The 24,701-nt window shown below is 64.8% G+C and carries 20 protein-coding genes; 15 read left to right on the top strand and 5 right to left on the bottom strand.

Annotated elements, in window-relative coordinates; all coding sequences use genetic code 11:
- Window positions 1-9 precede the first annotated feature (9 nt).
- The 7 genes from VGM61_RS11100 (at window position 10) to VGM61_RS11070 (ending at window position 10,492) form a co-directional block, all read left to right on the top strand.
- Window positions 10-2,343: a DNA internalization-related competence protein ComEC/Rec2 gene (locus VGM61_RS11100; protein ID WP_331522874.1), complete on the top strand. Its 2,334-nt coding sequence runs from the start codon at window positions 10-12 to the stop codon at window positions 2,341-2,343.
- Window positions 2,344-2,548: 205 nt separating this feature from the next.
- A complete protein-coding gene (locus VGM61_RS11095) occupies window positions 2,549-5,917 on the top strand; it encodes a GH92 family glycosyl hydrolase (RefSeq protein ID WP_331522873.1) in 3,369 nt (1,122 codons plus the stop codon).
- Between the two features lie 121 nt (window positions 5,918-6,038).
- A complete protein-coding gene (locus tag VGM61_RS11090; protein ID WP_331522872.1) occupies window positions 6,039-6,653 on the top strand; it encodes a MotA/TolQ/ExbB proton channel family protein in 615 nt (204 codons plus the stop codon).
- A gap of 4 nt (window positions 6,654-6,657) precedes the next feature.
- On the top strand, window positions 6,658-7,089 hold the full coding sequence (locus VGM61_RS11085) for a biopolymer transporter ExbD (RefSeq protein WP_331522871.1): 432 nt from the start codon (window positions 6,658-6,660) through the stop codon (window positions 7,087-7,089).
- The gene (msbA, locus tag VGM61_RS11080; protein ID WP_331522870.1) at window positions 7,086-8,879 is read left to right on the top strand and encodes a lipid A export permease/ATP-binding protein MsbA; all 1,794 of its coding nucleotides are present in this window, start codon (window positions 7,086-7,088) and stop codon (window positions 8,877-8,879) included. The genes VGM61_RS11085 and msbA overlap by 4 nt, the downstream gene beginning before the upstream one ends.
- 4 nt (window positions 8,880-8,883) lie before the next feature.
- Window positions 8,884-9,858 (top strand): tetraacyldisaccharide 4'-kinase, encoded by a 975-nt coding sequence (gene lpxK, locus VGM61_RS11075; RefSeq protein ID WP_331522869.1) that lies wholly within the window; start codon window positions 8,884-8,886, stop codon window positions 9,856-9,858.
- A gap of 100 nt (window positions 9,859-9,958) precedes the next feature.
- Entirely contained in the window at window positions 9,959-10,492 is a 534-nt protein-coding gene (locus VGM61_RS11070; RefSeq protein WP_331522868.1) for a hypothetical protein, read from the top strand.
- Window positions 10,493-10,547: 55 nt separating this feature from the next.
- Here the strand turns inward: VGM61_RS11070 and VGM61_RS11065 are convergent, their stop codons facing one another.
- The 3 genes from VGM61_RS11065 to VGM61_RS11055 all read right to left on the bottom strand — a co-directional run bounded on the left by VGM61_RS11065 (window position 10,548) and on the right by VGM61_RS11055 (window position 13,900).
- On the bottom strand, window positions 10,548-10,997 hold the full coding sequence (locus VGM61_RS11065) for a glycine zipper 2TM domain-containing protein (RefSeq protein WP_331522867.1): 450 nt from the start codon (window positions 10,995-10,997) through the stop codon (window positions 10,548-10,550).
- 162 nt (window positions 10,998-11,159) lie between these two features.
- Complete coding sequence (locus VGM61_RS11060; RefSeq protein ID WP_331522866.1) at window positions 11,160-12,362, bottom strand: cation:proton antiporter; 1,203 nt, start codon at window positions 12,360-12,362, stop codon at window positions 11,160-11,162.
- A 74-nt stretch (window positions 12,363-12,436) separates the two neighbouring features.
- Window positions 12,437-13,900, bottom strand: a complete 1,464-nt coding sequence (locus VGM61_RS11055) for an MFS transporter (RefSeq protein ID WP_331522865.1) — start codon at window positions 13,898-13,900, stop codon at window positions 12,437-12,439.
- 141 nt (window positions 13,901-14,041) lie between these two features.
- Between VGM61_RS11055 and rnk the strand changes: the two genes are divergently transcribed.
- The 5 genes from rnk to VGM61_RS11030 all read left to right on the top strand — a co-directional run bounded on the left by rnk (window position 14,042) and on the right by VGM61_RS11030 (window position 19,625).
- Window positions 14,042-14,443: a nucleoside diphosphate kinase regulator gene (rnk, locus tag VGM61_RS11050; RefSeq protein ID WP_331522864.1), complete on the top strand. Its 402-nt coding sequence runs from the start codon at window positions 14,042-14,044 to the stop codon at window positions 14,441-14,443.
- A 32-nt stretch (window positions 14,444-14,475) separates the two neighbouring features.
- Window positions 14,476-16,878, top strand: a complete 2,403-nt coding sequence (ligA, locus tag VGM61_RS11045) for an NAD-dependent DNA ligase LigA (RefSeq protein ID WP_331522863.1) — start codon at window positions 14,476-14,478, stop codon at window positions 16,876-16,878.
- Window positions 16,879-17,832, top strand: coding sequence for an EF-P lysine aminoacylase EpmA (epmA, locus tag VGM61_RS11040; RefSeq protein WP_331522862.1), 954 nt, complete (start codon window positions 16,879-16,881; stop codon window positions 17,830-17,832). It begins immediately after the preceding gene.
- A 69-nt stretch (window positions 17,833-17,901) separates the two neighbouring features.
- Complete coding sequence (locus tag VGM61_RS11035; protein ID WP_331522861.1) at window positions 17,902-19,224, top strand: MFS transporter; 1,323 nt, start codon at window positions 17,902-17,904, stop codon at window positions 19,222-19,224.
- On the top strand, window positions 19,221-19,625 hold the full coding sequence (locus tag VGM61_RS11030; protein ID WP_331522860.1) for a VOC family protein: 405 nt from the start codon (window positions 19,221-19,223) through the stop codon (window positions 19,623-19,625). The genes VGM61_RS11035 and VGM61_RS11030 overlap by 4 nt, the downstream gene beginning before the upstream one ends.
- Here the strand turns inward: VGM61_RS11030 and VGM61_RS11025 are convergent.
- Window positions 19,622-20,308, bottom strand: a complete 687-nt coding sequence (locus VGM61_RS11025; protein ID WP_331522859.1) for a DUF2461 domain-containing protein — start codon at window positions 20,306-20,308, stop codon at window positions 19,622-19,624. The genes VGM61_RS11030 and VGM61_RS11025 overlap by 4 nt on opposite strands.
- Window positions 20,308-21,741, bottom strand: coding sequence for an exodeoxyribonuclease I (sbcB, locus tag VGM61_RS11020; protein WP_331522858.1), 1,434 nt, complete (start codon window positions 21,739-21,741; stop codon window positions 20,308-20,310). The genes VGM61_RS11025 and sbcB overlap by 1 nt, the downstream gene beginning before the upstream one ends.
- A 78-nt stretch (window positions 21,742-21,819) precedes the next feature.
- Between sbcB and orn the strand changes: the two genes are divergently transcribed.
- The 3 genes from orn to glmM are packed head-to-tail and all read left to right on the top strand — an operon-like array spanning window position 21,820 to window position 24,701.
- Window positions 21,820-22,389: an oligoribonuclease gene (orn, locus tag VGM61_RS11015; protein ID WP_331522857.1), complete on the top strand. Its 570-nt coding sequence runs from the start codon at window positions 21,820-21,822 to the stop codon at window positions 22,387-22,389.
- Entirely contained in the window at window positions 22,386-23,288 is a 903-nt protein-coding gene (folP, locus tag VGM61_RS11010) for a dihydropteroate synthase (protein ID WP_331522856.1), read from the top strand. Before orn ends, folP begins: the two co-directional genes overlap by 4 nt.
- Before the next feature lie 57 nt (window positions 23,289-23,345).
- Complete coding sequence (gene glmM, locus VGM61_RS11005) at window positions 23,346-24,701, top strand: phosphoglucosamine mutase (RefSeq protein ID WP_331522952.1); 1,356 nt, start codon at window positions 23,346-23,348, stop codon at window positions 24,699-24,701.

Here is a 24,701-nt window from a genome sequence, read left to right as displayed (position 1 = left end):
AGCAGCCTCGTGGTTTCCCGTGTGGACGCCACCATGCGCCCGTCGATATCCTGGCTTGTCGTGGCCCTGGCCGTGTTTTCCGGCAATCTGGTGTTGCAGGCATCGCCGCGGCTGCCGTCCATGTATGTGGCGGTTGTCGTCGGCTCCATGGGCATCCTGTCATGGGTATCGCAACGCTGGATCGATGACGCATTCCGCGCACGTATCGTCGCCATGGCGGGCCTGGCGATGCTCGGGTATGCGGTGGCAGCGATGGCCGGGGCCCATGTGATGTCGGCACGTCTGCCACTGGCGCTGGAGGGCCGTGACTTCCTGGTCGAAGGTCGAGTGACGGGTCTTCCGGTGCGCAACCACGACAGCGTCGGGTTCGTCTTCGACATTGAACGCAACCTCGACGCAAACGCCTTCCAGGGCAATGTGCGGGTGGCGTGGTTCGGCCCGGTGCAGGCACCTCCTGCCTGTTCGCGCTGGCAGTTGCTGCTGCGGCTGAAGCGTCCGCGGGGACTGGCCAATCCCGGGGGGGCCGATGCCGAACGCATGGCGGTGGTGCGCGGCATCGATGCCGTCGGGTATGTGCGCGATGGTCCATTGAACCGCAAGCTCGGCACGATGCGCTGCGTCGATGGCATCCGCGAGGCGATTGGCCAGACGGTGGCGGAGCGGCTGGGCGGCCGGCACGCAGCACGCCTGGTGCTGGCCCTGGCGGTGGGTGATACACGGGGCCTTGGCGAGGACGACTGGCATCTTGCGCGGGTCACCGGAACGTCCCATCTGGTGGCGATTTCCGGCCTTCACACCGGCATGGCTGCCCTTCTCGCCGCCTGGTTTGCCGGTCTGGCATGGCGTGCATGGCCCACGTTGGGACTTTATCTGCCGCGCCAGGTTGCGCAGGCGATGGGCGCCGTGGTCCTGGTATTGCCGTATTGCATGCTGGCCGGGTCCGGCCTGCCGGCGGTGCGCAGCACGATCATGGTCTGCATCGTCGCCTTCGCCCATGCGCGCCGTCGTCATGTGGCGCCGTCGCATGTACTGGCCATGGCCCTGGCCGCCATCGTGCTGGTCGATCCCATGGCGCCGCTCGCCGCCGGCTTCTGGCTTTCCTTCGCTGGCGTTGCCCTTTTGGTGGGCATGCTTGGGGCCGGGCGGCGCGGTGTGCGTGCCTGGTTCGCGCAGCTGCTGCGCATGCAGGTACTGATGACGCTGGCGTTGATGCCGCTGAGCGTGGCGTTCTTCGGCCAATGGTCGCTGGTGGGCTTGCTCGCCAACATGGTGGTGGCACCTTTCGTCAGCGTCGTGGTGGTGCCCTTGACCCTGGCCGGTGCGTTGATGCTCCATGGCGTGGAAGCGGCCGCCACGCCCGTACTGCAACTGGCCGCGTTCGGCATGGACGCTATCTGGTGGGTCTTGAAGGCGTTCGCGCGGGTGCCACACGGGCAGTGGTTGCTCGCCGGCAGCGGGCCGGCGATGGTGGCGCTGGGCATGGCTGGGGCGCTGTGGTGTTGCACGCCTTGTGGCTGGCCACGGCGGTGGCTCGGGTTGCTGCCACTGGCAGCGGTGGTCTGGCCGCCGGTGGACCGTCCTGTCGAAGGCGCGGCGCGCGCGTGGGCATGGGACGTGGGGCAGGGTCTCTCGGTACTGGTGCAGACACGGTCGCATGCGGTGCTGGTAGACGCAGGCCCTCGATCTCGCTCGGGATACGACCTCGGAGCCGCGGTGGTGGTACCGGCGCTCCGCGCGTCCGGCGTGCAGACATTGGACCTGCTGGTGCTAAGCCATGGCGATATCGACCATGCCGGGGGCGAAGCCTCGGTGGCCATGGCGTATCCGGCGGCGCGGCGCATGAGCGGCGAACCCCGCCGCACAAGGCGGGGTGCCGATGCATGCGTGGAATCGCGCTGGACATGGGACGGCGTGCAGTTCCACGTCTGGCCAGCATCGGCATCAGGGCCGGCCAACGACCGCTCGTGCGTACTGCTGGTGACCACCGATGCAGGGCGCCTGCTGTTGCCGGGCGACGCGGGCAAGGCGGTGGAGCCGGCCCTGGCAAAGAAGGTGGGTGCAGGGCCGCCGACCGTGCTGGTCGCCGGCCACCACGGGAGCGCGAGCGCCACTTCCGAGGGGTTCCTGCGGGCCCTCGAGCCCACGCATGCCATCGTCTCGGCAGGATGGCGAAACCGGTTTGGCCACCCTCACCGCGATGTGGTTGCCCGTTTGCAACGGCATGCCGTGGACATGTCCAACACCGCCAGCGACGGCGCCGTCGGTATCCATTTGCCCGCCGGGCGGCCACCGGTCATTGAAATGCGCTGGCGCCGCGACGTTCGTCATTGGTGGCGGGAATGAAGGGTGGCTTTGACTACCTGGAATTTAGATCGTGGCAGTATGGATCGAAAGGTGGCCAGAAGGTCGCGTTATCGGGCCAGCTGTTGTATATAACCCGGTGACCTGCGCTCGATGTCCCATGCTGCAGCGCTCATTGACAATGAAAATTTAGAGCGATTTAAATAGGCGTCGAGGGATGCCTACCACCGAAGGGGATTGAAGATCGATGGCATCTGGCAGCCCACTCCGCCGCGCAAATACCGTCCTGGCCGCATCGGTCCTCCTGGGTCTTGCGGTCCCGGCCATCGCCCAGGCGCCATCGCCCCAGGTCGAAGAAGGCTTCCACACCTCCTTCGAACCGGGCCAGGTGCAGCCGTCACCAGCGGTGCCCGGCACCCTGCATGCGGAAGTCACCGGCGGCCCGCCGAAGGAGGCGGCACTCACCGCGAAGCCCGGCGTCGGCTTCAGTGGCCTGCATTCGCTGCATTACACCAGTGATGTGAAGGGTAAAAGTGAAGTGCTGCTGGCCGCGGTGGATGCGCCGGTATCGTCCACCAGCCGGCTGTCATACGTGGTGTTCCCGCGTTCAAAGCCCGACGACCTGCACAATGGGGCCACCTACGTGGCCGTGGACCTGGAATTCGACGACGGCAGCCGCCTTTCGACGCTCGGTGCCGTTGATAGCCATGGCACACCAGCCCAGGCTCTCGCCCAGGGCGAGGCGCGCATCCTCTACCCCGATCAGTGGAATGCGGTGTCGGTGGATATCGGCCGTGTGGCTGCCGGGCGGCACCTGCGCAAAGTGTTCCTGGTGCACGACGACAACGATGGATCGCCGGTGGAAGGGTATCTTGATGACGTCGCCGTGGCGCCGGCGCCGGTGTTGCCGTCCTCCCGCCCGACTGATTTCGTCGACACGCGCCGCGGCAGCAATGCCAACGGGCGGTTCTCGCGGGGCAATAATTTCCCCGCCGTGGCCGTGCCGCATGGCTTCAATTTCTGGACGCCCACCACCAATGCGGGCTCCAACTGGATCTACCAATACGCCGAGCGCAACGGCGATGACAATCGCCCGCGCATCGAGGCGTTTTCGCTGTCGCACGAGCCGAGCCCGTGGATGGGTGATCGCCAGACCTTCCAGGTGATGCCGGCGATCGCAAGCGGCGTACCGGTCATCGATCGCGCCGCGCGGGCGATGTCGTTCGACCACGCCAACGAAGTGGCCCAGCCGGACTACTACCAGGTTCATTTCGACTCAGGCGTCACCGCGGAGATCACGCCCACCGACCATGCGGCGATCATGCGCTTCACTTTCCCGGGCAACGCGGCCCAGCTGGTGTTCGACAACCGTGATGCCAACAATGGCATCGAGCTGGACAAATCCCACCGCGCCATCAGCGGCTGGTCGGACAGCAAGAGCCGGTTGTCCACCGGCGCCACGCGGATGTTCTTCTACGCGCGCTTTGATCGTCCCGTCACTTCCTCGGGCACTTTCGAAGGCAGTGAGCGCGAAGATGCCGCGGGCTGGTTCGGCTTCGACGTGGGACACGGTGGCGCGGTGAACATGCGCATCGCCACCTCGCTGATCTCGGTGCAGCAGGCGAAGAAAAACCTGGATCTGGAGATCTCCGCCGACGACACGTTCGAGACTGTCCGCGAACGCGCCCGCGCACAATGGGACCAGCAGTTGGGGGTTGCCTCGATCGACACGCCCAATCGCGACGACAAAGTCGTGCTGTATTCGAACCTGTACCGCCTGTTCCTCTATCCCAACTCCGGCTACGAGAACACCGGCACACGCGCCAACCCCATTTATAGCTATGCCAGCCCATTCAGCCCGCAGGTGGGCGGGAATACCCAGCTTCACACCGGCGCACGGGTCATGCCCGGCAAGGTGTATGTGAACAACGGCTTCTGGGATACCTATCGCACGGCGTGGCCGGCTTATACCTTGCTCACGCCGCACACCGCGGGCGAGATGATCGACGGTTTCGTGCAGCAGTATCGCGACGGCGGCTGGATTGCCCGCTGGACGTCGCCGGGCTATGCGGACCTGATGGTCGGCACCAGTTCGGACGTCGCGTTCGCCGATGCATACCTGAAGGGCGTGCGTAATTTCGATGTGGCTGCGTTCTATATGTCGGCGCTGAAGAATTCCGCAGTGGTAAGCCCCGTGCCCGGTGCGGGGCGCAAGGGCATAGGCCGCAGCCTCTTCAACGGCTACACCGACAGGTCGGTGGAAGAAGGTCTGTCGTGGTCGATGGATGGTTACATCAACGACTTCGCCATCGGCAACCTGGCGCGCGAACTGGCAGCCAACCCGCCCGAGGACCGCCGCTACAAGGGCTACGCGGACGACGCTGTGTACTACCGCAGCCGTGCGCTGAACTACGTGCATCTTTTCGATCCGGACGTCGGTTTCTTCGTGGGCCGAAACAGCGACGGAAGCTGGCGCTTCGACAAGAAGCACTTCGATCCCACCCGCTGGGGTGGCGACTACACCGAGACCAACGCCTGGAACATGGCCTTCCACGCGCCGCAGGATGGCGCGGGACTGGCTGCGCTCTATGGCGGGCGCGAGAAGCTCGGCAAGAAGCTCGATGCGTTCTTCTCGGCCAAGGGAACCTTCGACGTGGGCGACTACGGCGGCGTGATCCACGAGATGCTCGAGGCACGCGATGTGCGCATGGGCCAGTATGGCCACAGCAACCAGCCCTCGCACCACATCATCTACATGTACGACGAAGCAGGACAGCCCTGGAAAACCCAGGACAAGCTGCGCGATGCGATGAGCCGCCTGTACGTGGGCAGCGAGATCGGCCAGGGTTATCCCGGCGACGAGGACAACGGTGAGATGTCCGCGTGGTGGGTGTTCGGTGCCGCCGGCTTCTATCCCTTGCGCATGGGCACGCCTGAATACGTGGTCGGCGCGCCGCGCTTCGAACACATGACGCTGAACCTGGAAGGAGGCAAGCAGATATCGATCAACGCACCGGGTGTGAGCGACACCAACCGCTACGTGCAGTCGCTGAACGTCAACGGCCAGCCCTGGACGAAGCTCACCCTGCCGCATGCATTGCTTGCCGCCGGCGCCACGCTGGACTTCACCATGGGGCCGAAGCCCTCGAAGTGGGGCGCGGGCGAAGATGCGTTGCCGGCGTCGATCTCATCCGAAGGACAGAAGCCCGCGCCACTGGTGGATGTGTCCTCGCAGGCGAGCCTAAGCGCCGATGGCGCAACGCCGGAATTGCTCGCCGCCCTGGCCGATGACGATTCGGCCTCGGCTTACCAGCTCCCCGAAGCCACCAGCAACATCAACTACAAGCTCGACAAACCCGCGGCCGTTGCCGTTTACACGATCACGTCGCCCGGAGCCCTGGACGCTCCGTTCAACTGGTCGCTGCAGGGGTCGATGGATGGCGTCACCTGGACCACCGTGGACAGCCGTTCGGGAGAGCGTTTCGCCTGGGCGCGTCTCACACGTGCCTTTGCCGTGGCCAAACCCGCGGCGTACGCGTATTACCGTTTCACCTTCAACGGTGGTCGCCGCACCGGCATCGCCGAGCTCGAACTGCTCGCGCCCAGCGCGAAGTAACGGGTCAGGACGCCGCCGGCCTTGTGTCCGGCGGCGTCCTGCTATCATCCCGCCCTGGACACTTTGATAACCCCCCGGGGCGTTTGCCGTGCTGGAAATCCTGTTGGCTGGTGGTTGGGCGATGACGCCCATCCTGATCTGCTCGCTCGTGGCGCTGGCGATCGTGCTCGAGCGCTTCTGGACATTGCGCCGGGCCTCGGTGCTGCCGCCGGGGCTGGGCGAGGAAGTGCGCGAATGGGCCCGTTCGGGCCAGCTGGACAACGAACACGTACAGGCCCTGGCCGAGGGTTCCCCGCTCGGGGAGTTGCTGGCCGGCGCACTGATCGTGCGCGACCGTCCCCGCGAACTCATCAAGGAGCGCATCGAGGATACCGGCCGCCACGTGGTGCACCGCCTGGAGCGATTCCTGAGCACCCTGGGCACCATCGCCCTGATCGGCCCGCTGCTGGGCCTGCTCGGCACGGTGATCGGGCTGATCCGCATGTTCATGGATGTCATGGGCGGCGGCGTGGGCGATCCGGCCAAGATGGCCGGCGGCATCGGCGAGGCGTTGATCTGTACCGCCTCAGGCCTGGTGGTAGCGATCCCGGCGTATGTCCTGCACCGCTATTTCCGCTCGCGGGTAGGCGGTTATATCGTGGACATGGAGAAGCAGGCCACGGCGCTGCTCGACGACCTCTCCCTGCCCAAACCGCGCCGCCGCAGCGCTGCCGCCGCTACCATTCCAGCCGAATAATCCGATGCGACTGACCAACGGCCGGCGCGACGACGACGTGGAGATCAACGTGATCTCGCTGATCGACGTGCTGCTTACCCTGCTGATGTTCTTCGTGCTCACCACCACCTTCGTGCAGCATTCGCGCCTGCAGGTGAACCTGCCCAAGGCCAGCGCCGAGGCACGGGATCCCGCTTCGCAGGCGCTGACCATCGTGGTGGACCGCGAAGGGCACTATTACGTCGGCAGCGACGAAGTGCAGGGGCAGGGCATCGGGGCGCTGAAGGAAACCATCGCCCGCGTGGCCAACGGCGACCACGACCGCCCGGTGGTGATCCGCGCCGACGCGCTCACCGCCAACCAGAATGTGGTGACGGCCATGGATGCACTGGGCCAGTTGGGTTTCTCGAAGCTTTCCATCGCCACCACGCCCACGCAGGATGCGCAGGGCAAGTGAACGACGCAAAGAAAACCTTGCCTTTCGGCAAGGAAAGCTGGGTCATCTACAAGCGGCTGCTGGGTTATTCCTCGCGCTACAAGAGCGTGGCGGCGGTGGCCATCCTGGGCATGATCATCGATCCTGCGTGCCTGGCGCTATTTACCAAGTCGTTGCAGCCCATCGTCGACGAAGTGTTCACCAACAAGAGTGCGTTCTGGATCTTCTGGATGCCGATCTGGATCATCGGGCTCTTCATCATCCGTGGATTTGCCTCCTACGCCACCGATTACGGCATCTCGTATATTGGACGGCACGTGGTGCAGAACATCCGCCAGGATGTTTTCGACGCCTACATGCGGCTTCCGGCAACGTTCTTCGGCGCCGAGGCCTCCGGACACCAGATCTCACGCATCACGTTCACCAGCGAACAGGTGGCACAGGCCGCGACGGACTCGCTCAAGACAGCGATCACCGATGGCCTGATGGTGATCTACATGCTGATCGTGATGCTCACGACCAATGCCTACCTCACTTTGTCGCTTTTGGTGCTGGTGCCTTGCGTGGGCGTTATCGTCACCGTGGTAAGCCGGCGCTATCGGCGCATCAGTAAACGCATCCAGGGAAACATGGGTTCGGTTACCAGTGCTGTGGAGGAATCGGTTGGTGCGCACCGCGAGGTTCGCATCTACGGCGGTCAGGCACGCGAGACCTCACGGTTCTTCGAGGTGGCCGAACGGGCGCGCCGGTTGAACCTGAAGATTGCCTCCACCAGCGCGCTGTCCAGCTCCACCATCCAGACCGTGGGTGCGGGGGCATTGGCCATGTTGGTGTTCCTGGCTACGCGGCCGACTGTCCTGTCCACCATCACCCCTGGCATCTTCATGGTGGTACTGACCTCCATGGGCTCGATGCTGCCGTCGTTGAAGCGTCTGGCCGGTGTTCAATCGAGCATGCAGCGAGGCCTCTCGGCAGCCGAAGATCTCTTCGAGGTGATCGACACGCCGCCGGAGCGAGACGAAGGCACGCAGATACTGGACCGTACCCGCGGTGACATCGAATTCAGGGGCGTGGAACTGGTGTATCCGCGTAATCAGCACCAGGCGTTGCGCGGTGTAGATCTTGCCTGCAAGCCTGGCACGGTGACGGCCCTGGTTGGCCGTTCGGGCAGCGGCAAGAGCAGTCTGGTCAGTCTGCTGCCCCGATTCTATGAACCTACCGTCGGCCAAATCCTCCTCGATGGGAACGACTACCAGGCCTATACACTGGCATCCCTGCGCAAACAGATCGCCTGGGTGGGCCAGTCGGTGGTGTTATTCGACGACACCGTGGCCAACAACATCGCCTATGGCGAACTGGCCGGTGCCAGCGAAGAAGCCATTGTCGCCGCTGCGAAAGCAGCCAACGCCATGGAATTCATCGAAAAGCTCCCCGGCGGCATCCACAGCCCGATCGGCCAGGGCGGCAACATGCTCTCAGGCGGCCAGCGCCAGCGCATCGCCATTGCTCGTGCGATCCTGAAGAACGCGCCGATCCTGGTGCTGGACGAAGCCACCAGTGCGCTGGATACCGAATCCGAACGCCTGATCCAGGATGCCCTTCAGCGCCTGATGCGCGACCGCACCACGCTAGTGATCGCCCATCGCCTGTCCACCATCGAACACGCCGACCAGATCGCCGTGATGGACCATGGCAGGGTGGTGGAACTGGGTACGCACAGCGAGCTTCTGGTGCTGGGCGGCACCTACGCGGCATTGCATCGCATGCAGTTCAGCGAAACGGCGCCTTTGGCTGCCGCCCGGCACGCCTAGCGCCATGTCACTGGCTACGCGCCTGCAGCAGCGCTGGTACTCAGACCTCCCGCCGCTGTGGTGGACGTTACCGCTGGAAGCCTTGTACCGAAGCGTTTCCTCGGCGCGCGCGCGCAAGGCATCGCCTGTTCGAATAGGCGTGCCGGTGATCGTGGTCGGGAACATCACCGCTGGCGGTACAGGCAAGACGCCCTTGACGCTTGCCATCGTGGATGAGCTTCGCGCGCGCGGCATGAAGCCCGGGGTGGTGAGCCGCGGCTATGGCGGCAGCCAGGTCGAGCCTGCGCTGCTGCCCGAAGGCGCCACGGCCCGCCAGTACGGCGATGAACCGGCACTGATGCGGCAAGCCGGCGCTCTGGTCGCCGTTGGCCGTGATCGTCCTGCAGCGGCACGTCTGCTGGTCGAGCACGGTTGCGATGTCGTGGTGGCAGATGATGGGTTGCAGCACCTGCGATTGGCCCGCGACGTGGAAATCTGCGTGATCGACGGCGCACGCCGTTTCGGTAATGGCCGGCTTCTGCCGGCCGGTCCGTTGCGTGAGCCAGTCACGCGCCTGGCTACAGTGGATTTCGTCGTCTGCAATGGCGGCACGCCATGGGCTCATGAGATTCCCATGTCGCTGACCGGCAATGAGGCCCAGTCGCTGGTCGATTCCTCCAGGCACTTGCTGTTGGAGTATTTCCGCGGCCGTGTGGTGCACGCCGTGGCGGGCATTGGCAATCCTGGGCGATTCTTCCAGGGTCTGCGTAAAAGGGGCATCGAGGTGATCGAACACCCCTTTCCCGACCACCACGATTTCATTCCCGGCGACATCGTTTTCGGCGATGGGCATCCGGTTCTGATGACAACCAAGGACGGGATGAAGTGCCGGGCCTTTGCCACGCCGGAGGTGTTTGTGGTGCCGGTAACGGCACATTGCCCGGGGAGCTTTTACGACCGGCTGGTGGGCTTGATTAGTCCGGAAGGAAAGGGTGACTAGGCGTATCGTCTGATCCTTCATCTCAGATCGATATGTGATATCGGCGTCGGATAGATGTTGTAACGATATTGACCGTCACCGACCACGAAATGGAATTCAAATGAGCATAGTGAGCGTCGCTACGGGCTACGCATCTGCACCCGCGACCGCAACGGTTTACACCAATGCCCTTGCGAGGAAGGTGAGTGAGGGACGATTTGATGGAAACGTACGCTCGGTAAGTAACGTCCTGACCAGAATTAAGGTATTTGTGACCGAAGGCTCCAGGGCGGCGGCGATTGTCCGCGCCATGCAGACGGGAGACAAAACCAAACTTGGTGCGTTCAGGGCGGCCGCGAACGAGAAACGAGGCGACGTTGCTGCCAGGTTGGCCAGAGCCACCGAGCAGAAGAAAGAAGATCGACTCGAGCTCTACCGAATAAACCGGGCTTATTCCAAGTCGCCCGGACTTTCCCGGGAGGCCTCGAAGGGAGCGGCGCGGCAGATGGAGGAACGCAACGACGCCAGGAATGATCTGTATATGTCGACGTCCAAAGTCGATCGCCTGGATCAGAAGCTTTCACGATGCGACGCACGCGACTCCCTCATTCAAGCGTGCCTTGAAAAGGTTTCGAATCAGACACGCACACCCTGAATCAAAAAAGGCCGCGGTGCATGGCGCCGCGGCCTTCCAGGGGATATGCGAAGGGTTACTGCACGCGGGTTACGTTGCCTTTCTCATCCACCGCCACGATGTCGCCCTCGCGCACCGCCGAGGCATCGGCGATGGTGACGTTGCTGATGGAGCCGTTGCCCATGCGCAGACGCAGGGTCCAGCTTTCGCTGCCGCCGCCCTTGCCGATGGCGTTGCCGGCGAAGCCGCCGCCCACCGCGCCGCCGACGGTGGCGATCTTGCGGCCGTTGCCCTTGCCGATCTGGTTGCCCAATACACCACCGGCCACCGCGCCGAGGATGGCGCCGGCGGTGCCGTGGTCACGGCCCTGGGTGACATTGTGTTCGATCGAGGTCACGGTGCCGCACTGGTCGCAGCGCACGTAGATGCCATCGGCGCGCTTGAGGACGGCGGCGTCGGCCGGGTTCATGGCTGCTACGGCCACGAAGGCGGCGAGGGGAATGCCCAGCATGGTCTTGAGGTTCATCTTGGAGCTCCTGGCAGTGTTCGGAGCCGGCATGCCGCCGGCTGGTCGGTCTTACGTAAGTATTTGCAGTTTATGCTGCAACCCTGAACGTGAAGATAAGCCGACGACGACCTCCGCCATGGTGACGCAGGTCATACTCCGAGGCATGAATTCGCCGTTTGGCTACCCGCCGGACACCGCTTCGTCCACGGTCTCCACGGGCGCCTTCTTCAGCAGCACCGCCAGGATCGGCGGCGTCACCATCGCCGTGAGCAGCGACATGGCCACAATCACGGCATACAACTGCTCGGTGAAGACACCCGCGGCAAGGCCCAGGCTTGCAATCACCACGCCCACCTCGCCACGGGGCACCATGCCGAAGCCCACGATGAGGGCGCCCCGGTTGCCCAGCGAGCGTGCGCCGAGATAGCCGCCCAGGAGCTTGGACGCGATGGCGATGAGCGTGACCACCAGTAGCAGCCACAGCGCATGCGCGCTGGCTAGTTCCGCCAGGTTGATCTTCGCGCCGGTAATGACGAAGAAGAACGGCGTAAGCAGGGCCAGCAGGGGGCCTACCTGATGTTCAAGTTGCTCGCGTTGCCGGGTTTCCGAGGCGATCATGCCGGCCAGGAAGGCGCCGATGATGGCGGCCAGGCCGAATTCGGTGGAGAGGAATGCCAGCCCCAGGCACAGCGCCAGCACGATGTTCAGTGACGACCACGGGCTCAAGGGTTTGTCCAGCCAGGCGGAGTTGCGCCGCATCACCTTCGAGCCGCCCCAGCCGATCACGGCGATGAAACCCACTGCGCTGCCAAGGGTGATCAACAGCGATTGGATGTTGAGTTCGCCGCCGCCCTGCATCGACACCACTACGCCCAGCAGCAGCATGGCCAGGATGTCGTCGATCACCGCCGCGCCCAGGATCACCCGGCTTTCCATCCGCTGCAGCACGCCCAGTTCCTGCAGCACGCGCGCGGTGATGCCGGCGGAGGTCGCCACGAAGGCCGCGGCCACGAACATCGACTTGGCCCATTCGTAGCCTTCGCCGTGTGCCCACCAGGCACCGGCGGCGAAAGGAATGATGACACCGAGCACCCCTACCAGGATGGCGCTTTTGCCGACCTTCTTGAGGTCGTCCAGGCGCGTTTCCAGGCCCACGGAGAACAACAGCAGCACCACGCCGATCTCGGCGATCACCGATAGCGGCGTACCGTCGGCGATCTGGTCGAGCTGTACCCAGCCTAGAACCGAGGGACCGACGATGCAGCCGGCTGCGATTTCCCCGACCACCCCTGGCAATTTCAGCCGCTGGGCGATTTCCGCGCCGAGCTGGGCGGCAACGAAGATGACGAAGAGCGTGAGAAGGATGGCGCTGGCATGGTGCATGGGATCAACCTTGATCTGTGGCCTCGGGTGCGAAGCGCTTGGGCAGCATCCGTCACCACCCAGCCGGGAGGATCTTACACTGCCGTGGTTTCGTCGGTTGTGCGCGGATTCACCGGGTGATCGCGGCGTAGTCGCGAGAAAATCCAGCTGGCAGCCAGGGTAAGGGCGGCCAGGATCAGGATCGAGCAGCGGAAGGCATGCACGTATTGCGCCGGTTCGCGGCCGGTCAGGAAGGCTTCCATCAGCAGCGAAGCCAGCGCAATGCCGAAGCTCATCGACAGATACTGCGCCGTGGAGGCCATGGACGAAGCCATCGACGCGTGGCTGACGTCAAGGTCGACATAGGCCAGTGTGTTCATCGAGGAATACTGCAATGACATGAAGGCGCCGTAGGCGAATACCTGCAGTGCTATCACCACCAGCGAGGTGTGCGGGCCGACCAGGGTGAACGACGCCAGCATCAGCGACACCGCCACCGTATTGCCCAGCAGCAGGCGCCGGTAGCCCAACCGAAGCAGCAAGCGGTTCACTACCCATTTCACGGCGATCGCGCCCAGCGCCTGGGGCACCATCATCAGGCCCACCACACTGGGCGACCATCCGCAGCCCAGCTGCAGGAAAAGCACCAGCAGCAGGAACATGCCGGAAACGCCCAGCCGGGTGAAGAGGTTGCCGGCAAGTGCCACGGCCACACTACGCACCTTGAGAAGTTTCAGGTCCGTTACTGGAAACTCCGTGCGGCGTGAATGCAACACGTAAAGGAACCCCAGCAGCACCGCCACCGCTGACCATAGCGCCACCTCGCCCCATTGCCCCACGCCGCCGGCCTTCTCCGAGGCAAGCAGGAGCAGGGCTGACGCACCGGCAAACAGGACGAAGCCCAGGGTGTCGAAACGGCGCGGTTCGTCGAGGCGGTATTCGGGCATCTGCCGGCGGTTCAAATACAGGCCGAGCAGGCTTACCGGCACGTTGATCAGGAAGATCGCCCGCCACGAGGTGTACTGCACCAGCACGCCGCCCAGCAGGGGGCCCAGTACCGAGCCGATCAGGCCGAAGGTAGCCACCGTGGTCATCGACGAAACGAAATCCTTGCGGTCGATGGTACGCACCAGCACGTAACGGCCGACCGGCATCAGGGCTGCTCCCCCAAGGCCCTGGACCACGCGCGCGGCCACCAGCTGTGGCAGGGACTGCGCCAGGCCGCACAGGAGCGAACCGAGCGCGAACACGCCGATGGCGGCGCCGAACACCCGGCGCGTGCCGAAGCGGTCGCACAGCCAGGGGCTGGCCGGGATGAAAATGGCAAGGGTAAGCACGTAGGTGGTGAGGGCGCTGCGCATGGACAGCGGGGTGACGGCCAGGGCCGAGGCGATGCCCGGCACGGCGGTGTTGACGATGGTGGAATCGAGCGCCTGCATGAAAAAGGCGGCCGCCACCAGCCAGATCAACCCCCTGTGCCCTGCCTTTGCGCTGGCCGCGGCCGCCGTGGCGACGGTGACGGGCGTGGGGGCCAGCGGGACTTTCAGGCTGTCAGGCATTAGCGGCATTATACCTTGCAAGGGGGAAGTTCCCGGCCTTGTTGACCGGCGTTCACACCCCTATGGTTATGCTGGTTTCACCTTTTTCCAGATTCCCACGCCGGGGCAAGATGTTCCGGCGCGTTACGCCTTGGAGCACGCATGGACAGGAAACCTAGCATCACCATCACCGAGCGCGACATGGACGGCATCGAGGCCCTTCTTGACCGCCAGCCCGTGGCTGAAAGCGAGCGTTACGCCGCACTGCGCGCGGAGCTTGCGCGCGCGCGCCTGGTGGAAGTGGGCAAGCTGCCGAAGAACACGGTAGCGATGAATTCCACCGTGACCTTCGAAGACGAGGAATCGGGCCATGAGAGCCGCCTTACCCTGGTCTATCCGCCCATGGCCGGCAGCCCGGATACGGTGTCCATCCTGGCCCCGGTGGGTTCGGCGCTGATCGGGCTGAAAGTGGGCCAGCATATCGCCTGGCCGATGCCCGACGGCCATTCACGCTCGCTTCGCGTTTTGAAGGTCGACTACCCGGCCGAGGCCTTGCACCGGTAACATCCTGTCGGTTAGCCACGCCGAGCCCAAGCATGACCGCACCTGCACCTCCTGCCGACGTCCTGGCCCGCGCCGAGGAACTGCGGGCACGCATCGAGGATGCCAACTACCGGTATCACGTGCTCGACGATCCGGCGATGGCCGATGCCGACTACGACCGGATCCTGCGCGAACTCGAAACGCTCGAGGAAGAACATCCCGCACTCGCCCGCGACGACTCGCCCACCCGGCGGGTCGGCGCCCGGGCCCATGGCGGTTTCGCCGAGGTCAGGCACCGGTTGCCGATGCTTTCGCTCGGCAATGCCTTCCAGGACGATGGCGACACTGACGAAACCCGGTACAAGGATGTCGCCGACTTCGAGCGACGCATCGAACAGACGCTTGGCCGCCGGGAGCCGGTATTTTCGGTGGAACCGAAGCTCGATGGCCTGGCCATCAGCCTTCGTTACGAGCAGGGCGTGTTCGTGCAGGGCGCCACGCGCGGCGACGGCGCCACGGGCGAGGACGTCACCGCGAACCTGCGCACGATGAAAGCCATTCCGCTGCGCTTGCGCGGCGAGGGTTATCCCGCCGTATTGGAAGTGCGTGGCGAGGTAGTCATGCCGCGTGCCGCTTTTGCCGCTTTCAACGAACGCGCGCTGGCCGCGGGCGAGAAGCCACTGGCCAATCCACGCAATGGGGCGGCAGGTTCACTGCGTCAGCTCGATCCTGCGGTAACAAGCAAGCGTCCCCTTACTTTCTTCGCCTACGCTACCGGCATCGTCGAGGGCGGCGAGCTTCCCGATACGCACTCCGCTACCTTGAAGAAGCTGCGCGAATGGGGCTTCCCAGTGTCGCCGGAAGTGTCTACGGGCAAGGGCTTCAAGGGACTGATTGCGTACTACAAGCGCATCGGCGCCCGGCGCGACAGCTTGCCTTACGACATCGACGGCGTGGTCTACAAGCTCGACGACTACGCCGGCCAGCGCGAGATGGGTTTTGTGTCGCGTGCCCCGCGTTGGGCGCTGGCACATAAATTCCCCGCCCAGGAACAGACCACCCGGGTGGAAGCCATCGAGATCCAGATCGGCCGCACCGGCGCCGCCACGCCCGTGGCGCGTCTTGCCCCCGTGCAGGTCGCCGGAGTGACGGTGACCAACGCTACCCTGCACAACGCCGACCAGGTGGCACGGTTGGATGTTCGCGTGGGCGACGGGGTGATTGTCCGCCGGGCGGGCGATGTCATTCCCGAGGTCGTAAGGGTGGTGGAAGACATGCGGCCGAAGGGCACGCATCCGTGGAGCATGCCCTCGACATGCCCGGTCTGTGGTTCAGCCCTACTGCGCGAGGAGGGTGCCGCCGCTTTTCGGTGCTCGGGTGGATTGATCTGCGCTGCGCAACGAAAGGAAGCCCTGATCCACTTCGCCTCGCGCCGGGCGATGGATATCGATGGCCTCGGCGACCGCTTCATCGACGGCCTGGTGGAGCTGGGCATCGTGCACACGCCGGCCGACCTCTACGACCTCACCGTCGAGCGTTTCGTCGACATGAAACAGCAGCTGGACGAACGCGACGGCACGGTGCCTGAGACCGTACGCCAGGGCAAGATCGCCACGCGTTGGGCCGAAAACCTCGTTGATTCGATCCAGCGAAGCAAGCAAACCACGCTGCCGAGGTTCCTGTTCGGCCTGGGCATCATGCACATCGGCGAGAGCACGGCCAAGACGCTGGCCAACTGGTTGGGCAGCCTTGAACGCATCCGCCACACGCCGGCGTCGGTACTGCGCGTGCTTCCGGATATCGGCCTGGAGGTTGCCCGTTCGATCGAGGCGTTCTTCGCCCAGGAAGGCAACCAGCGCGTGGTTGATGCGCTGGTCGATCCGAAAGGCGCGAGTATCACTTTCAGTGATGAGTCCACGCCGTCGCCCGCGCTGCGTGATCGCCTGGGCATGACGGTGCTGCTGGATTCTTTGAATGTCAGCAAGCTCGGACCCAAGGCCACGGCGCTTCTGGCCCAGCATTTCCCGACATCGGCGAAACTGATCTCCGCGGGGGAAAGCCACTGGATTACCGCGGGGCTCAACGCTGCGGCGGCGGCGAACCTGGCTGCGGCGCTTGCTTCGAAGGAAACACGCCAGGAGTTGGGCAACGCTGAGAAAGCCGTGCAGGCTCTGCTGGCAGCCATCCCGGCGAAGGCGGAGGCCGCCAGCCTGCCGCTGGAGGGCCAGACCATCGTGCTCACCGGCAGCCTGCAGGCGCTGGGCCGCGATCGCGCCACGGAATTACTCGAATCACTTGGCGCCAAGGTGTCGGGCTCGGTGTCGAAGAAAACCACGGTCGTATACGCAGGCGAGGCGGCTGGCTCCAAGCTTGCCAAAGCCGCCGAGCTCGGGGTTCCAGTGAAGGACGAGGGCGATCTGCTGGCCTTGCTCACCTCGCATGGACTGGAGCCATAGGTGAGCGCACTTCGGGAGAGACTGGCGCGGCGCGCGTCGCTTCACGCGTTCGTCCGCGCGTTCTTCGGCGCTCGCAACGTGCTGGAAGTGGAAACCCCGGTGTTGTCGGCCGCCGCCAATACCGATCCCAATATCCAGAGTTTCTGCACGCAGTTCACCGGCCACGTCGATGCAGGCCCACGCGAGCGGTGGATGCGCACGTCGCCGGAATTCCCGTTGAAAAGATTATTGGCCGCAGGTTCCGGCGATATCTACGAGCTTGGCCGGGTGTTCCGCAACGGCGAGGCGGGTGGGCGCCACAATCCGGAATTCTCCATGCTGGAGTGGTACCGGGTGGGGTTCGACCACTTGCAGCTGGCCGATGAAGTGGTTGAGCTGGTGCGCGAGGCATTGGCGCTGAAGGGCCGCGAGGCCGGGGTGCTTACCGTAAGCTATCGCGAGTTGTTCCGTAGCGAGCTTGGCGTGGACGCCCTGCTTGACGAGATCGATCAACTGCAGCCACCGCTGGCCGGTTTCGGCATCGATCCGGAAGGACTCACGCGGGATGACTGGCTGGATCTGTTGATGACCCACCTGCTGCAACCGCGCTTTCCCCGCGACCGCATCACCGTGGTCGTCGACTACCCGGCCAGCCAGTGTGCACTGGCGCGCGTGCGTCGGGACGACCCGCCGGTGGCCGAGCGGTTCGAGCTGTACCTTGGGCCCACCGAACTTGCCAACGGCTACCACGAACTCAACGACGCGGCCGAGCAGCGGGCGCGTTTTGAACGGGACAACCGCGTTCGGCGGGAACGCGGGCAGATCGAATTGCCGATGGACGAAGCCTTGCTGGCCGTGCTCGATGGTCTGCCCGATTGCGCTGGCGTGGCCTTGGGTGTCGAACGCCTGCTGATGTGCCTGGAAGATTCCCATGCCATCGCCGATGTGCTGGCCTTTCCCTTCGACCAGGCTTGATGCAAATCGCAGCGCTGCTTTTCGTTGCAGCTCCGTATCCACATGGCAGGCCGATAGATGAATGACTCCATGAGCACGAACGTCGATCATGCCCCTGTCGACGACCGTCCCCTTAACCGCAGGGACGTCAAGACACTGCTGCTGTCGGCCTTGGGCGGGGCGCTGGAGTTCTACGACTTCGTCATCTTTGCGTACTTCACCAAGGTGCTGAGCGTACTGTTCTTCCCGGCGACGATGCCCGAATGGCTTCGCCTGCTCGAGACGTACGGGATTTTCGCCGTGGGCTACCTTGCCAGGCCTTTGGGCGGCGTCGTGATGGCGCATTTCGGCGACCGCATCGGTCGTAAACGGATGTTCACCCTCAGTGTGTTCCTGATGGCCGTGCCTACCTTGCTGATGGGCCTGTTGCCGGTGTATGCGCAGATCGGTGCACTGGCGCCGGTGTTGTTGCTGCTGTTGCGCATCGTGCAGGGCGTGGCCGTCGGCGGTGAAGTGCCCGGCGCGTGGGTTTTCGTGGCCGAACACGTGCCGGCACGTCGCGTGGGACTGGCCTGCGGCAGCCTTTCCGCCGGCCTCACCGCCGGTATCCTGATCGGCTCGTTGATGGCGCAGGGGTTGAACTCGCACATGAGCCAGGCCGCGATCCTCGACCATGGCTGGCGCATTCCCTTCCTGCTTGGCGGTGTTTTCGGCTTCCTCGCCGTGTACCTGCGGCGCTGGCTCAGCGAGACACCCGTGTTCATGCGCATGCGCGAACGCCGCGAACTCAGCCCGGAGCTGCCGGTGAAGGCCGTGCTTACGCATTACCTGCCCGGGGTGGCACTGTCGATGCTGGTGACCTGGGTGCTCACCGCGGCGATCGTGGTAGTGATCCTGCTTACCCCCACCATCGTGCAGACCGCCTTCAAGGTGCCGGCACCGCTGGCCTTCATGGGCGCCAGCCTTGCAGCGCTCGGATTGACCTTCGGTTGCATCGGCGGCGGCCTGCTGGTGGATGCCGTCGGGCGCGGCCTTGCCATGCTGTTGGGGTCGGTCGGCCTGGGCGTGGCAACTTACGCGTTGTACTTCGACCTCACCACGGGCGCTGCGCATTTCCTGCCGCTGTATACCCTGGCGGGATTCTTCGCCGGCATCTCCGGCATCGTGCCATCGGTGCTGGTATCGGCCTTTCCACCCAACGTGCGGTTCTCGGGTATCTCGCTGTCGTACAACGTGGCCTATGCCATCCTGGCCGCGGTGACGCCACCGCTGGTGGGCTACATGGCCAAGTCGGTGGGCGGCCTGGCTCCTGCACATTATGTCGGTGGCGTGGCGGTGATCGGAGTGCTGTGCGGGGTGTACCTGCTGGCCACGCGTCGCCGGCTCTTCGTTGCGGGCAACACTGTTTCATGACGCAGACAGATACACCACTTCTTCGATCCATCCACCACGTTGCGATCATCGCCGGCAACTACGAGCGCTCGAAGGACTTCTACACCCGTGTACTGGGCCTGCGCGTCATCGCCGAGGCGTATCGCGCCGAACGCGATTCCTGGAAGCTGGATCTGGAAGTCTCGCCTGGCATGCAGATCGAACTGTTCTCGTTTCCCAACCCGCCGGCGCGCGCATCACGTCCCGAAGCGATGGGCTTGCGCCACCTGGCTTTCAGCGTGCCGGACGTCGCGCAAGTGGTGGACATGCTCCATGCGCGCGGCATCGAGTGCGAACCCATTCGCGTGGATGAATACACCGGCCGGCGTTTCACCTTCTTCGCCGATCCCGATGGTCTTCCCCTGGAACTATACGAAGCCTAGAACTCAAGTTCCTGGGCGGCGCACAGGTAATCCACAATGGGCGCGACTCTCTTGAAGTTGTCCACGAGGTAGGACAGCAGTTCGGTGGAGCACGCCAGATCCTCGCTGAAATTCTCCCCGGCGGCGAAATTCTTCCGCCGCAGGTCGTCGATCAACGGGTGGTCGGCGGGAAAGCCGCGCGGTGGCCGCGACAGGCTTTCGCCGTAGAACTCGAAGCGCGAGGCGAAGGTCTTGCTACGCGTCGCGGCGATCCACGCCTTGGGATTGTCGTCCAGGAAGCTACGGATCTTCTTAAGTACGTCCGATTCCGGATGCCACAGGCCACCGCCGGCGAAGCATTCGCCAGGCTGCAGATGCATGTAGAACGCCGGCGCCTGGATCTCGTGGCGCCGCTCGTGGAAGAAGCGCGCGCCGGCCCAGGTTTTGTAGGGTGTCTTGTCGCCGGCGAAGCGGGTGTCGCGGTGCATGCGGAACAGCGAGCCGCCCACCTTGCGCGGGTCGGCGCGGTAGTGCGGGCTGATCTTCGCCAGCGGTGCGGCAAGGTCGGTGATCAGGTCCAGGTAGGGACTACGCACATGGCTTTCGTAGTCGTCCTTGTGGTCGTGGAACCAGCTGCGGTTGTTGTTGCGGCCAATGGCTTTGAAGAAGCGGAAGGTGGCGGGGCTGAAATAGACGCGTGGCATCAGGCAAGCTCATGGGCCCAGGCTTCGAGGCGATCGAGCAGGGCGTGTTGGTCGGGGGAAAGGTCCGGGCGCAGCCGTTGCACGGCAATTTCCGCGCGGTACTGGGCCAGGGTCAGGGTGGTCAGCTCGCCTTTGTTGTGCAGCCGGGCCTGGCGGAAGGCTTCCCAGCGCTCATGTTCGGCCAGGGTGAGTGTGTGCGGCCAGTTGCGCGCGCGATAGCGGAACAATAATTCCCCATACCGCGGATCGCGAAAGGTGAAGCCTGCCGTGCCCAGCATCTCGGCCGGCGTGGCGCGCACCTGGCCCAGCAGTCGTTTGTCGGCGTCGGGCAGGAAGCCATCGTAGAGCGCGAGTTCCGGGTCGACGGCCGGCGGCAGATTGGCGGCGTTGGCAAAGATGCGACGGAGTTTCTCCGCCAGGCCTGGATGGGTGCGCAACCGTTCGAGGTTGGCATGGGCTGCATCCATCTGCAGCCCAAGCCGTTCGATATCCGGTGCGGTGAGCACCGACAGCGGCGCCAGCGCGGGTGAACGGTTGGCGCGCACGGTGCGCAACGCCACGCGCTCGACACCCTCGGGAAGATCGGCCCGCGCGGTGAACATCCGATCGGCGATGGCTTCTTCGTCGAGATCGAACAGGGGAGTTGGGTCGTCGTTGAGGTCGAAGACGATGGTCTCGCCGTTGCGGGTGGGATGCATGGCCAGGGGCGCCACGATGGCCAGGCAATGCCGCGAGGCCGGGTAGCGTGAGGACACATGCACCACCGGCGTCATGTGGACCACATCGAGCAGGTCCTGCACCCGCGCCTTGCGCCGCAGGCCCAGGTACCAGTCCCACAGCCGCGGCTGTTTTTCGCGCAGCAGACGCGCCAGGCCGATCAAGGCCTCGACATCGGACAGTGCATCGTGGGCGCGCTCCTGTTTCAACCCGTTGGCGCGGGCAAGGTCTTCCAGCCGGAAACTCGCGCCGCCGTCCTCCCGGCGCGGCCACGCAATGCCATCGGGCCGGAGCGCATGGCACATGCGTACCAGGTCGATCAGGTCCCAGCGGGAATTGCCGTTCTCCCATTCGCGGCCATAAGGCTCGAAGAAGTTCCGGTACAGCAGGTTGCGGGTGAACTCATCGTCGAAGCGCAGCGAGTTGTAGCCCACCCCGCAGGTACCGGGCTGGGCCAGCTGCTCGTGCACGGCGGCGGCGAAGTCGGCCTCGATAAGTCCCTCGCGGTCGGCGTCCTGCGGCGCGATGCCGGTGATCAGGCAGGCCACCGGGTGGGGTGGGGAGTCTCGCGGGGGCTTGCCGAAGAACATCACCGGCTCGCCCACGGGCTCCAGATCCATCGTGGTGCGGATCCCGGCGAACTGCGAGGGGCGGTCGCGCCGGGGATCGGCGCCGAAGGTCTCGTAGTCGTGCCAGAAGAAGGTCGGGTCGGCCATCTTCACATCATCGCACGGCCCCTTGGCTTTCCAAGCCGCCCCGCGGTCCCTAGACTTCCCGCCAGACTAGGAGACACCATGGCCCAGGCCCACGAAGACAACCTGATCTGGATCGACCTGGAAATGACCGGGCTCGATACCGACGAGGATTCGATCCTGGAGATCGCCACCATCGTCACCGATCGTGAACTCAATATCCTGGCTGAAGGGCCGGTGTTCGCCATTGCCCACGAGGAATGGCGCCTGCAGGCGATGGATGCGTGGAACCGCAACCAGCACACGCGCTCTGGCCTGTGGGGCCAGGTGGCGGCGTCCCAGGCCACCCACTCGGTGGCCGAGGAAGCGACGCTTGCCTTCCTGCGCGAGTGGGTGCCCAGCGGCAAGTCGCCGATGTGCGGCAATTCCATCTGCCAGGACCGCCGCTTCATGCACCGGCAGATGCCGAAGCTGGAGCGCTTCTTCCACTACCGGAACCTGGATGTTTCCACCCTGAAGGAACTGGCACGCCGCTGGGCGCCTGGTGTGGCCAAGGGCCATGCCAAGGACTCCGCGCACACCGCGCTGTCGGACATCCACGATTCCATCGACGAGCTGCGTTACTACCGTGGCTTCATGGGCGAGCTGGGCGGCAAGGGTCCCGCCTCATGATCGACGCGATGTTCGCCACCACGCTGGACTGCAACGGGCGGCCGCTGGTGCTTGACCGTGCGCGGGTGGTGGGCATCGTCAATGTCACACCCGATTCGTTCTCCGACGGCGGCGCCCATGCCCATACCGCGTCGGCCGTGGCACATGGCTTGCGGCTGGCGGAAGAGGGCGCCGACATGCTCGACGTCGGCGGGGAGTCCACGCGCCCGGGTGCGGCGGATGTTTCCGTCGAGGAAGAACTGGCCCGGGTGATCCCGGTGATCGAGGGCCTGGTGGCAGCCACCCGGCTGCCCATTTCGATCGACACTTCCAAGCCTGAAGTGATGCGCGCCGCGGTGGCCGCGGGTGCGGGCATGATCAACGATGTCTATGCCCTGCGCCGCGAGGGAGCGCTCGATGCCGCCGCGGACCTGCGCGTGCCGGTGTGTCTGATGCACATGCAGGGCGAGCCGCGCATGATGCAGGACAACCCCCATTACGACGACGTGGTAGGCGAGGTGCATCGTTTCCTTACCGACCGGATCTTCTCCTGCGAGCTGGCCGGCATCGACAAGCGCCGCGTGCTGGTGGACCCGGGCTTCGGCTTCGGCAAGACACTCGAACACAACCTGGCGCTGCTGCGCGCCACGGCGCGCTTCGCCGAACTCGGTGCCGGGGTGTACACCGGCCTGTCGCGTAAATCGATGATCGGCCAGCTTACCGGTCGCAAGGACCCGGCCGACCGCGCCGCCGGCTCCGTGGCGGCGGGCCTGGTGGCTGTGCAGCGCGGTGCCATCATGCTGCGGGTGCACGACGTGGCCGCCACGGTCGATGCCCTGGCCGTCTGGCATAGCGTCAAGGCCGGCGATGTGGCCCCCCGGCCAGGTCCGGCCGCCCCACGCTGGCCGGACGACGAGTAGGACCCCCGTCCGCCGGGGGGTATCATGACCGCCTTTCGAGCCAAGGCGGCCAACGCAATGAGCCAGCGCAAGTATTTCGGGACGGACGGCATTCGTGGGCGGGTCGGCGACTGGCCGATCAATGCCGAGTTCATGCTGCGCCTGGGTCATGCCGTGGGCACCGCCCTGGCGGCCCGTCGTGGCGCGCGGGTGAGCGTGGTGATCGGCAAGGACACGCGGGTCTCCGGCTACATGTTTGAATCGGCGCTGGAAGCGGGCCTGGTGGCCGCCGGCGTGGACGTGAAACTGCTCGGTCCAATGCCCACCCCCGCCGTGGCCTACCTCACCCGCTCCATGCGCGCGGATGCCGGCATCGTGATCAGCGCCTCGCACAACCCGCACTACGACAACGGCATCAAATTCTTTTCCTCGCAGGGGGAGAAGCTTTCCGATGCGGTGGAAGCGGCGATCGAGGATGGCCTGGAAGGCGCCTTCGTCACCGTGGCCTCCGAGCAGCTAGGCAAGGCCCGCCGGGTGGATGATGCCGCGGCGCGGTACATCGAATTCTGCAAGAGCACGGTGAACGAGGATTTCTCGCTCGCGGGAATGAAGATCGTGCTGGACTGCGCCAATGGAGCCACCTACCAGGTGGCCCCGAAAATCTTCGCCGAGCTGGGCGCCAGGGTGATCACCATCGGCGCCGAGCCCGACGGCTTCAACATCAACCATGAGTGCGGCTCCACCAGCCCTGCAGCGTTGCAGAAAGCGGTGGTTGAGAAGGGCGCTGACCTGGGCATCGCCTTCGACGGCGACGGCGACCGCGTGCAGCTGGTGGACCGCCATGGCGTGCTCGCCGATGGCGATGTCCTGCTTTACGTGCTGGCGCGCAGCTGGCGCGAGCGGGGCATGCTGCGCGGCCCGGTGGTGGGTACGTTGATGAGCAACTACGGCCTGGAACGCGCGTTGCGCGAGATGGGCGAGGACCTGGTGCGCGCCAATGTGGGCGACCGCTACGTACTGCAGCAGCTGAAGGATCGCGGCGGCGTGCTGGGCGGGGAAACCTCCGGGCATATCCTTACTTTGGACCGGTTCACCACGGGCGACGGCATCGTCGCAGCGCTGGCAGTACTGGAGGCCCTGGTGATGTCGGGTGAGGACCTCACCGTGGCCCGCGCCGGGCTTTCCACCGTGCCGCAGGTGATGATCAACGTGCGTGCCGATGGCGCCCGCGAGGCTCTGGACAGCGAGCACGTAAAACAGACGTGCGGCGAAGTGGAAGCCGCCCTGGCTGGCCGGGGCCGCGTGGTACTGCGTGCCTCGGGCACCGAACCCCTGGTGCGGGTTACCGTGGAGGGGCCGGAGGAGGGCGAAGTGCACCAGTTGGCGACGCGGCTGGCCGACGCGGTAAAATCAGCGGCTACCGTCACCGGCTGA

The organism is Pinirhizobacter sp. (genome assembly GCF_036499745.1).
Classification (GTDB): Bacteria; Pseudomonadota; Gammaproteobacteria; order Xanthomonadales; family Rhodanobacteraceae; genus Pinirhizobacter.
Note: the sequence above shows the minus strand (reverse complement) of the source record. Positions and strands in the feature narration are given on the sequence as shown.